At 67.9% G+C, this 10,326-nt stretch carries 8 protein-coding genes; 4 read left to right on the top strand and 4 right to left on the bottom strand.

What is annotated here, in order from left to right:
- Positions 1 to 5 precede the first annotated feature (5 nt).
- Entirely contained in the window at positions 6 to 1,106 is a 1,101-nt protein-coding gene (locus tag AC5P8J_RS16490; protein WP_134731990.1) for a GDSL-type esterase/lipase family protein, read from the top strand.
- 55 nt (positions 1,107 to 1,161) lie between these two features.
- On the opposite strand, the gene AC5P8J_RS16495 is transcribed toward AC5P8J_RS16490, so the two are convergent.
- Complete coding sequence (locus AC5P8J_RS16495) at positions 1,162 to 1,821, bottom strand: DMP19 family protein (protein WP_134731988.1); 660 nt, start codon at positions 1,819 to 1,821, stop codon at positions 1,162 to 1,164.
- A gap of 31 nt (positions 1,822 to 1,852) precedes the next feature.
- A complete protein-coding gene (phhA, locus tag AC5P8J_RS16500) occupies positions 1,853 to 2,746 on the bottom strand; it encodes a phenylalanine 4-monooxygenase (RefSeq protein WP_021204627.1) in 894 nt (297 codons plus the stop codon).
- A 125-nt stretch (positions 2,747 to 2,871) separates the two neighbouring features.
- Here phhA and AC5P8J_RS16505 point away from each other — a divergent pair, with 125 nt between their 5' ends.
- Positions 2,872 to 3,354, top strand: coding sequence for an Lrp/AsnC family transcriptional regulator (locus AC5P8J_RS16505; protein ID WP_004153377.1), 483 nt, complete (start codon positions 2,872 to 2,874; stop codon positions 3,352 to 3,354).
- A gap of 85 nt (positions 3,355 to 3,439) precedes the next feature.
- Entirely contained in the window at positions 3,440 to 5,437 is a 1,998-nt protein-coding gene (locus AC5P8J_RS16510; RefSeq protein ID WP_021204628.1) for a hypothetical protein, read from the top strand.
- Positions 5,438 to 5,478: 41 nt separating this feature from the next.
- Here AC5P8J_RS16510 and AC5P8J_RS16515 read toward each other — a convergent pair whose 3' ends face one another.
- Both AC5P8J_RS16515 and AC5P8J_RS16520 read right to left on the bottom strand, forming a co-directional pair.
- Positions 5,479 to 6,471: a patatin-like phospholipase family protein gene (locus AC5P8J_RS16515; RefSeq protein WP_021204629.1), complete on the bottom strand. Its 993-nt coding sequence runs from the start codon at positions 6,469 to 6,471 to the stop codon at positions 5,479 to 5,481.
- A 173-nt stretch (positions 6,472 to 6,644) separates the two neighbouring features.
- On the bottom strand, positions 6,645 to 7,658 hold the full coding sequence (locus AC5P8J_RS16520; protein ID WP_111099286.1) for a TIGR00266 family protein: 1,014 nt from the start codon (positions 7,656 to 7,658) through the stop codon (positions 6,645 to 6,647).
- 159 nt (positions 7,659 to 7,817) lie between these two features.
- Between AC5P8J_RS16520 and AC5P8J_RS16525 the strand changes: the two genes are divergently transcribed.
- The gene (locus tag AC5P8J_RS16525; protein ID WP_227854071.1) at positions 7,818 to 10,088 is read left to right on the top strand and encodes a TonB-dependent receptor; all 2,271 of its coding nucleotides are present in this window, start codon (positions 7,818 to 7,820) and stop codon (positions 10,086 to 10,088) included.
- Positions 10,089 to 10,326 lie beyond the last annotated feature (238 nt).

The raw sequence follows: 10,326 nt of genomic DNA on the forward strand, positions 1-10,326 counted from the left end.
CGGACATGCGCACCCTGTTGCCTTTGTTGTTGCTGCTGTCGTGCACCACCGCGCAGGCGGCGCCCGTGCGGGTCTTCATTGCCGGTGACTCCACTGCGGCCGCATACGGCCCCGAGCGCGCGCCGCAGGCCGGCTGGGGCCAGGCGCTGCAGAGCTACCTGGACCCGGCGCGCTTGGAGGTGCACAACCACGCCAAGGGCGGGCGCAGCACGCGCAGTTTCATCGAGGAAGGGCGCCTGGAGGCCATCGCCGCCGAGCTGCGCCAAGGCGACGTTCTGCTGATCCAGTTCGGCCACAACGATGCGAAGTTCGAAGACCGCACGCGCTACACCGATCCGGACAGCGACTACCCACGCCTGCTGATGCGTTACGTACAGGTGGCCCGCGCAAAGGGCGCCACGCCGGTGCTGGTCACGCCGGTGGCGCGGCTGCTGTACGACTTCGGTTCACTGCTGGATACGCATGGCCGCTACACGCAGTCGATGAAGGCGTTGGCCGCGCGCGAGCAGATTGCGCTGATTGATCTGAATGACCGCAGCATGCGCTGGATCCGCGCGCTGGGTGAGGAGGGCGCGCGACCCTACTTCCTGTTCGTGCCCGAACAGAACAAGGCCGACGGCACCCATTTCAGCGTGGCCGGCGCACATGCGGTGGCCTGCCTGGTATTGCGCGAGGCGGTGCCGCTGCTACCCGCGCTGCAGCCGGCGCTGGTGCGGGATATCGACTGCGACGTGGTGGCGGAAGGGCAGGGTAGCGACCCAGCCCTGCCCTCGCAGGTGGTGCACGAAGACAGTGTTGTGCGCACGCAAGCAGGCCCGCACGGCGGTGCCGGCCCGACCACGGCGTATCCGTTCTTCGCCGATGCCGAAGGGCTGCCGTTCGTGCTGCGCAAGCGTGTGCTGCACAAAGGCGCGGGCATCGGCCTGCATCCGCAGCACAAGGACGAGATCTATTACATCGTCAGTGGGCAGGGCAGTTATGTGCTGGATGGCAGGCAGTACGACGTGCACGCCGGGCACGCGCTGCTGACCCGCAAGGGCAGCCACCATGCGCTGCAGCAGGTGGGTGAGGAGGATCTGGTGGTGCTGCTGGTGTACCCGCGCTGATTGAAACGTAGCCGAGCATGGGCTCGGCTCTACAGAACAGCGCCGGCGTGCATGGTCATCGTCGTTCGACAGGCTCCGGGCCGAAGTGCTTCAGCCCCAACCTGGCCAGGTCTTCCGGTCGCTCGAAATAGGCTTCGTCGAAGGCGTGCAGCGTCTCCTGCTCCTGTTCGGTCATCGCGCCGTACAGGTCGGTCAGTTGCTTGACCGCCGGGTCATCTTCCAGCCGGTCGACCAGCCCGCGCATGCCGGCCAGGATCGCGTGGGTCTTCGCCGCGCCCATCGCCTGCAGCGCACGCAACGCCAGCTGGCAGGTCGGGTCGCCCCAGTTGCACAGGAACTGCATGAAGCCGCCGTTGTTGATGTCGGCCTCCATGCGCCACAGCGCCACCAGCTGCTGGTCTTCGTCGGACAGCGCATCCAGCGTCCACGCGGCTGCCTTCAGTCGCGCCAGCGCGGCCTCGTAGCGGTCTTCCCAGACCTGGTTGAGGATATCGACCACGCCAGCCTCGCGCGCCGGCAGCAGCGCCGGCCAGTTCACGCCCAGGCCATCGGCGGTGGCGACCCACCGCGCGCGTTGCCCTGCATCGGCTTCGAACAACGCAGGTACCCAGCGCAGCGGCTGGCGGGTACGGCGGCCATCGGCCAGGGTCAGCAGGATGAAGTCGTCGTCGAAAGCGACATCGGTTACGCGCAGCGAAGCAAATGCATCAGTCATGCCGTGCAGGATAGCCGCGCGGCAGCGCGCATCACACGTCGCCGCCGTCCGCCCAGCCTTCACCCGTGCCGGCCTGGAACACGTGATCGTCAGCCTGCACGTCACCGGCAGGCAGGTGCGCCTGGTCGGCCAGTGCCGCGTAGATCGGGGTGAAGTCCGGCGACGTCGCCTGCATCAGCTGTTCAAAGCTGTCGATGACGAAGTAGGTCTTCTGGAAGGTGTCGATGCGGTACTTCGTTCGCATGATCCGCTGCAGGTCGAAACCGATGCGGTTGGGTGCGGCCGATTCCAGCGAGTACAGCGACTCGCCCTTGGACGACACGATGCCGGCACCGTAGATGCGCAGGCCGTCGAGCGTGTCGATCAGGCCGAACTCCACCGTGTACCAGTACAGGCGGGTGAGGTTCTGCAGCGCGTCCGGGCCGATCGCGTGGGCTTTGACGCCGCCACGGCCATAGGCCTCCATGTAGTCGGCGAACACCGGGTTCATCAGCAGCGGCACATGGCCGAACAGGTCGTGGAACAGGTCCGGCTCGGCGATGTAGTCGATCTGGTCCGGGCGACGGATCCACCAGGTCACGGGAAAGCGGCGGTTGGCCAGGTGGTCGAAGAAATCCAGTTCCGGCAGCAGGCCTTCGACGCCGACCAGGGTCCAGCCGGTGGCCGCGCCCAGCACTTCGTTGAGCTGGTCGAAGCGCGGAATCATGTGCGCGTTCATGCCCATCTCGTCCTGCGCGTCCAGGAATTCCTGACAGGCACGGCCGACCAGCAGCTCGCGCTGGCGCTGGTACAGCGTGCTCCAGGTGGCGTGGTCGTCGGCGCTGTAGGTGTCCCACGGCTGCTCGACGAGCGCGGTGGTGTACACCGGCACGTAGCCCTTGTCGGTCTGCTGGTGTTCGACGCGGCGGGGCTGGGCGAGGTCCATGGGGCACTCCTTGAAGGGATAGCCACGATGCTAGGGCAGGGCGCGCGCAACAGGGTTGCAAAAGTTGCGCCGATTGGCATTGTTGGCGCAATATCCTTGCGCAGTCACCATGTTGCGGAGCAGCAATGGCCGGAGAAGTCCAGTTTGATCGCACGGATATACGCCTGCTGGCTGAAATCCAGCGGGATGGGCGCGCCACCAACGCGGAGCTGGCGACTCGGGTGAACCTGTCGCCCTCGGCCTGCCTGCGCCGCCTGCAGCGGCTGGAAAGCGAGGGCGTGATCGTCGGCTACGGCGCGCGGCTGGAGCCGCGGCAGCTGCGCCTGGGCCTGCAGGCCTTCGTGCGCGTGCAGTTGGAAAAGCACGACCAGGCCGCCATCGGCCACTTCGTGGACAGCGTGCAGGGCTGGGACGAGGTGGTGGCCTGCCATGCGCTGACCGGCGACATGGACTACCTGCTGCACGTCTACGTGCGCGACCTGGAGCACTTTTCGCACTTCCTGCTGGACCGCCTGCTCAACGCCGGCGGCGTGGCCGACGCCAATTCCAGCTTCGTGCTGCGCACGGTGAAGGGTTTCCAGGCATTGCCGTTGTCGCAGCTGGAATGAGCGCAGCGGCGATTTGACGCGGCCGGGCGGGTAGCCGAGCATCACCGCCCTGCGCGCGCCGCAGCGTTCCTTTCCGGTTCCACGCATGTCCGAACTCCAGCACCCGGTGCCCACCACCATCTTCCTGCCGCTGCAGCGCAAGTCGCTGGCACGTTACATCGCTCACGGCACGCCGCCGCAGACGGCAGTGGAGCAGGCCGGGCTGATGGCCGCGCAGTTGTGCCGGACGCGCCTGCATCCAGCGGCCGAGATCGAACGCCTGCTGCATGATGCCTGCGCGCTGTTTGCCGGCAACGAAGGCGCCGCCGCGGAGCTGGCCGGCCCCGGTGGCGGAGGCCAGCCGGAGCTGGATGCCTGGCTGACCGCATTGGCCGCCCACGGCGTGCTGCTGGCGCCGGCGCAGATCCTGCAGGACGTCATCGCGCAGTCGCCATTGGAGTATCCGGGCCTGGCCCTGCAGCAGGCCTGCCAGGAAACCCTGACCGAGCATGAGATCCGCTTTCCCGCCACCTTTTCCAGTGACGAGGCGCTCACGCAGGATGACGTGGCCGCCGAGGACGCGCGTGCGGTCGAACACCATGGCCTGTACACCTCCGAGCAGGCCCGCGTGCTGCGCGCCATCGCCGCCAACCCCGATGAGCTGATCGACCTCGATGGCTATGCCGGCACCGGCAAGGGCCACCTGGTGCTGGCGCTGATGGAGGCGCGGCCCGGCCGCTACACCTACGTGGCGCCCTCGCGTGGGCAGGTGGAAGCCTTCCGCAGCCGCGTGCCGGCCAGCACCGCGGTGCGCCTGCTGACCCAGATCGAGTTCGCCAACCGCGTGGCGCAGCATGCCGCGCGCAGCGGCCACACCGGTGGCTTCGTTGCCAGCTACCGGCGCAGCACCCGCACGCCGCGCGAGATTGCCGGCCGCATCGGCCTGCAGGGCATCGGTGGGCGCAGCCCGGAGCAGGTGCTGCTGACTGCGTTCGAGGCCATCAACCGTTGGTGCGCGTCGTCGGCACCGGGCTTGGCGTTCCAGCATTTCGACCGTTCGGTGCCCGCCGCGATGCTCGACGTGTCACCGTACATGGCGGCTGCCGAGCACGTCTGGCGCTGCATGTTCGACGCCGAGCTGCAGCGGGGCACGCTGCTGAGCCTCAGCCCGGCGCACATCGGCAAGTGGTTGGCACTGCGCGGCGTTACCCCGCCGCTGGACATGGGCATGCTGCTGGTGGACGAGGCGCATGACCTCAGCCCGTCGTGGAAGCAGTTGCTGGCCGGCCATGCGCCTGGCGTGGTCAGTCTGGGCGATCCGCATCAGTGCCTGTCCGGCACGGTGCCGCGCTGGGGCGCGTCGAAGGTGCTGGAAATGCACCAGTCGGTGCGCCAGGGCAACCAGGTCGAGGGCCTGGTCAACCAGACCCTGGCGCTGGATGGACTGGGCCAGGACAGTGGGCCGTTCGTCGGTGCCGCCGACCGCGCCACCGGTGTGCTGCATTACCGCCACTGGGCGCAGGTACCAAGCGAGGGCCTGCGCATCCATGGCAGCGTCGCCGATCTGGCCCTCGATGCGGCGCAGCTGCAGGCGCTCGGGCTGCGGCCCTACCTGCATCCGGCATCGCTGCGCGCGCTGCGCGGTGTGTTGCAGCGCCCGCTGGATGCGTGGCGCCGTCGCCACGCCAGCGCATCGGACCCGGAGTGGGAGCGCTTCCTGGCCACGCAGGCCGACGAAGGGCAGGGCGCGCTGGTCGAACTGTTTGCGTCTGCCGATCGGGTGCAGTCACTGCTGCAGGCGCTCGATGACCAGGACACGCCCGCTGAAGGGCGCGTGGCGCTGTGCCTGGCCGAACACGCGAAGAACCTGCAGTTCGACGTGGTCTCACTGTCACCCGGTTGCTTCAGTGCGGGGCAGGGCGGGCGCATCTGGCACAACCCGGTGCGCGCGGTCTATCTGGCACTCACCCGTGCGCGACGCCAGCTGCATGTGCCGGCCGATGGCATGGAACAACTGCAGCACACGGCGACACTGCAGGAGCAGGCCCGTCAGGCGCGCAGGCGCGAGCGGCAGCAGGCCAGCGGTTACCGGCCTGCGCGCTAGAACGCGCGCGTCGCTGTCTGGCAGCGACACGCCGGCTCAGCTCAGCACTTGTCCTTGCGGCCCATCAGCCTGCCCAGGCGCGAGGCTTCCTCGCACTTCGGCGCGGCCACGGGTGCCGGTGCCGCGGCCGCGGCGCGTGCACGCTGCAGCTGCTGGATCTTCGCGCGGATCTGCGGCATCGCGGCCATTGCGGCCTTTTCGCCCTCCAGGATCGCGGTGCCACGCTGGCTGAAATCGGCGGCGCCGATGTCCAGCACCTTCGGGCGGATGACGATGTCGGCGCGTGCCAGTTCCTGCTCGCCCAGGCGCTGGCCCATGATCGAGATGGACTGGTTGACGATGCCCAGCATGTCGGTCGGCGCCTTGCCGCTGGCCTTGCTGGAGATGTCCACGGCGATCACGAAGTCGGCGCCGAGCTGGCGCGCGGCATCGACCGGCACCGGGCTCACCACGCCGCCATCGATGTAGTTGCGGCCACCGATCTTCACCGGTTCGAACACGCCGGGAATGCTGCTGGAGGCGCGCACGGCCTGGCCGACGTTGCCGCGCACGAAGATCGCGCGCTCGCCTGTTTCCAGCTGGGTCGCGACGGCGGCGAACGGCTTCTTCAGGCGCTCGGCGGGGCGGTTGGCGACCTGCTCGTTGACGTAGTCCTGCAGCTTCTGGCCCTGCACCAGGCCACCGGAGAACAGGCGCACGTCGCGGATGCTGGCTTCATCCAGCGCCACTGCCTTGCTCTGCATCTGGAACGCATCCATGCCGCTGGCATACAGCGCGCCGACCACGCTGCCGGCACTGGTGCCGGACACCACGGCCGGTTCGAAGCCATTGGCCTCCAGCATCTTGATCACGCCGATGTGGGCGAAGCCCTTGGCTGCGCCACCACCGAGGGCGATACCGATCTTCACCGGCTTGGCCTGCGGTACCACGGTTGGCGCCGGCGGCGGCGCAGGGCGGACCGGGTCGCCACCGCAGCCGGCCAGCAGGCCGATCAGGGCGACGGACAGCAGCATGCGGGGTCGGAACAGGCTCATCGGCAGTGCGCTCGCGGCGCCGGATTCAGGAAAGGGCGCCAGCATACCGAAGGTGCCGCAGGGCGGGCAGGGTAGGTCGGCCCGCCCATTCATCGGATGCTTCGGGTAGTGCCGGCCGCTGGCCGGCACCCTCGTGAAACAGCCGGCCAGCGGCCGGCACTACCGCGAGGCGGTCAGAACCGGTTGTCGCCGTCCAGCATCCGGCCCAGGCCGCCCAGCACCGAGCCTTCGCCGCGGTTCTGGCCGCCGCCCTGCGGCGCGGCCATCCACATGCGGCCGGCCAGGCGCGAGAACGGCAGCGACTGCAGCCAGACCTTGCCCGGACCGGTCAGCGTGGCCAGGAACACGCCTTCGCCGCCGAACAGCATGCTCTTGATGCCGGCAACACGGCGCACGTCCATGTCCACCGTCGGGTGATACGCCACCACGCAGCCGGTATCCACGTCCAGGCGTTCACCGGCAGCCAGCTCGCGCTCGACCACGCAGCCGCCGGCGTGGATGAACACCCAGCCGTCGCCCTCCAGCTTCTGCATGATGAAGCCCTCGCCGCCGAACAGGCCGGTCATGATCCTGCGCTGGAACTGCACGCCGATCTGCACGCCGCGCGCGCCGGCCAGGAAACTGTCCTTCTGGCAGACCAGGCGGCCGCCGTGCTGGTCCAGCTTCATCGCCAGCACCGTGCCCGGGTAGGGCGCGGCGAAGGCGACCTTGCCCTTGCCGTGGCCGCTCTGGGTGTAGACGGTGGCGAACAGGCTCTCGCCGGTCAGCACGCGCTTGCCGGCGGCCATCACCTTGCCCATGAAGCCGCCGCCCTGGTCGCCGTTGGCGGCGCCGAACACCGTGTCCATCTGTACCGTGGCGTCCTTGAACATCAATGCGCCGGCCTCGGCAATGGCGCTCTCGCCGGGGTCGAGCTCGATCTCCACGAACTGCATTTCATGGCCGACGATGCGGAATTCGATGTCGTCGGCGCGGCCGCTGGCGGAGGGGACCGGCGGCGGGCTGTTCGGCATGCCCGGGGCCGCAGATTGCAGCTCCGGCACCTCGGCAATCGAGGTCCATCCGCTCATGCCCTGGCACCAGGCCAGCGCGCGCGGGTTGGCCCGCGCATAACGGCGCGCAGCCTGGTCATCAAGCGGGCCGATACGCTCGGCCTGGGCGGAGGCATGGAAATACCACTGGGTCATCGCGGCGGCTCCGCAGGGCTGGAAACCCCCGAGTCTAGCGAGGGCGCCCGGGCCGGGGCGACAGGCCCATGAACGGCGGGCATTTGCGGGGCAGGTGCTGTATTGCAACAATTATCTGGTAGCGCCGTTTTACCACCCCTCCAAACACAGCCTACCGCCATGTCCCCGACCCGTACTTCCCGTGGCCGCCTTCCGGTCGCGCGCCCCCTCGTTGCCGCTCTTTCCGCCCTGCTGCCGCTGGTTGCGGCCGCCCAGGAAACTCCCGCTGCCAAGGATCCGGTTGCCCTCGATGCCCTGCAGGTGACCGCGCAGCGGCGCGTCGAGAACGCCAAGGACGTACCGGTCGCACTGAGCGCGATCCAGGGCGAGAAGCTGGATGTGCTCGGCTCGGCCGGCGATGACATCCGCTTCCTGGCCGCACGCGTGCCCAGCCTCAACATCGAGTCGTCCTACGGCCGCGCCTTCCCGCGCTTCTACATCCGTGGCCTGGGCAACACCGATTTCGACCTCAATGCTTCGCAGCCGGTGTCGCTGGTGTATGACGATGTGGTGCAGGAAAGCCCGCTGCTGAAGGGCTTCCCGCTGTTCGACCTGGCCAACGTGGAAGTGCTGCGTGGCCCGCAGGGCACGCTGTTCGGCCGCAACACCCCGGCCGGCGTGGTCAAGTTCGATTCGGCGCGTCCCTCGCAGGATGCCGACGGTTACGTGCGCGTGGGCTACGGCAGCTACAACAGCTGGAACGTGCAGGGCGCCTACGGCGGCCCGCTGACCGACCGCTGGTCGGCACGCGTCTCGGCCATCTACCAGCGCCGCGACGACTGGGTCGACAACACCCGCGCCGGTGCGCCCAACAGTGGCTTCGAAGGCTATGACGAAGCCGCCGGCCGCGTGCAGTTCCTGTACGAAGGCGACGACTTCGAAGCACTGTTCAACCTGCACAAGCGCAAGCTCAACGGCACCGCGCGCCTGTTCCGCGCCAACATCATCCAGAAGGGCGGCAATTCGCTGGTCGAGAACTTCGACCGCGACAAGGTGGCCAACGACGGCGTCAACTTCTCCGACCTGGAGACCTGGGGCGGCAGCGCGCGCCTGCAGTGGAACCTCGGCTCGGTGACCCTGCACTCGATCACCGGCTACGAGACCGCCGAATCGCTCAACCGCGGTGACATCGACGGCGGCTACGGTGCGGCCTTCCTCGGTGCCGGCAACTACGGTCCGGGCCTGATTCCGTTCTCGTCGGAGTCGGCCGACGGCCTGCCGCACCACCGCCAGTGGACGCAGGAAGTGCGCATCGAGTCCAACGAATGGGGCCGCTTCGACTGGCAGGCCGGCGTCTTCTACTTCGATGAAGACGTGACCATCAACAACTTCAACTACGACTCGCTGACCCCGGGCAATCCGCAGACCGGCCACGTGGTGCAGAACCAGCGCAACAAGGCGTGGGCGGTGTTCGCTTCGGGCGACTTCGATGTCACCGACCGCTTCAAGCTGCGTGCCGGCGTGCGCTATACCCAGGACAAGAAGGACTTCAGCGCCAGCGTGCTGCAGGCCGTTCCGTTCGGCACCCCGGTCAGCGGCCCGTACCTGGCCAACTCCGACGTCAACGACGTCAGCTGGGACGTCAGCGGCGTGTACAAGCTGACCGACGACATCAACGCCTACGCCCGCGTCGCCAAGGGCTTCCGCGCGCCGTCGATCCAGGGCCGCCTGGCCTTTGCGCCGGGCCTGTCGCAGGCCGATTCGGAGAAGGTCATCTCGTACGAGGCCGGCATCAAGGCCGACCTGTTCGAGCGCCGCGCGCGCCTGGGCCTGAGCGTGTTCCGCTACAACGTTGACGGCCAGCAGCTGATCGCCGTGGGCGGTGCCAACAACACCGCCACCCTGCTCAACGCCGACAAGACCATCGGCCAGGGCGTGGAACTGGACCTGGAAGCCTACCTGGCCGACAACGTCCTGCTGACCTTCGGCAGCAGCTACAACGACACCGAGATCAAGGACAAGAACCTTGCGGTGGCGATCTGCGGCGGTGGCTGCACCATCAACGACCCGACCACGGTCATCAACGGCGGCACCTATGCGCTGGTGAACGGCAACCCGCTGCCGCAGGCGCCGAAATGGATCCACAACGCGACCCTGCGCGTGGGCTTCCCGCTCAGCGATGGCAGCGAGCTGTACGCCTACACCGACTGGGCCTACCGCAGCGCGGTGAACTTCTTCATCTACGAGTCGCCGGAATTCCGCGGCCGCAGTTCGCTGGAAGGCGGCCTGCGCCTGGGCTACAACTGGGATTACGGCCAGTACGACGTGGCGGTGTTCGGTCGCAACCTGACCAACCAGACCCGCGTGGTCGGCGCGATCGACTTCAACAACCTGACCGGCTTCCTCAACGAGCCGCGTACCTGGGGCGTGGAGTTCATCGCGAAGTTCTGATGCGGTGGTTGCGTTGATGCAATGCAGAAGGGCCGGCGCACTGCCGGCCCTTCTGTTTCCTGCTTCGTGTAGAGCCGAGCCTGCGCTCGGCTGCTCTGAGCCGAGCATGGCTTGTATGTTCCTCCCGGCTCCTACGCGGTATGTAGGAGCCAGGGTGGAGGGACCGTCAACATGATATCTGCGGATAGCAGCCGACAGACGAGCCGAGCGATCCCCATCCCGCACCTTAACGTCGATA

The organism is Stenotrophomonas sp. YJH_SMC_37 (assembly GCF_059370035.1).